Annotated in this window: 1 protein-coding gene; it reads right to left on the reverse strand. The window is 48.5% G+C overall.

Translation table 11 applies throughout. The features are described 5' to 3' along the window. On the reverse strand, positions 1-342 hold a 342-nt coding region (locus KH400_RS23130; protein WP_217228635.1), incomplete at both ends, for a large ribosomal subunit protein uL3.

A 342-nucleotide genomic window follows, 5' to 3' on the forward strand; every position in this document is an offset into this window, starting at 1 on the left:
GTGCGCCATAGGACCACGTGATTGTCCATCCTTCTTGATGTTACCTTGGTAACCATGACCCTTTGTGATTCCAGTTACGTCAACAGCTTCGCCAGCAGCGAAGATGTCAACCTTAACTTCATCCCCAACATTGAATTCTCCCTCAGCGTCGCGGATTTCACGAATGTAGCGCTTAGGGGCCGTGTTTGCCTTGGCAACATGACCTTGCTCAGGCTTGTTGCTCAAAACGGCACGCTTGTCTTGGTAACCCAATTGAACTGCGTTGTAACCGTCGTTTTCCAAAGTCTTAACTTGGAGAACTACGTTTGGCGTAGCTTCAATTACTGTTACGGGGATAAGCTC

The sequence above is a fragment of the Desertibacillus haloalkaliphilus genome, from assembly GCF_019039105.1.
Lineage (GTDB): Bacteria > Bacillota > Bacilli > Bacillales > KJ1-10-99 > Desertibacillus > Desertibacillus haloalkaliphilus.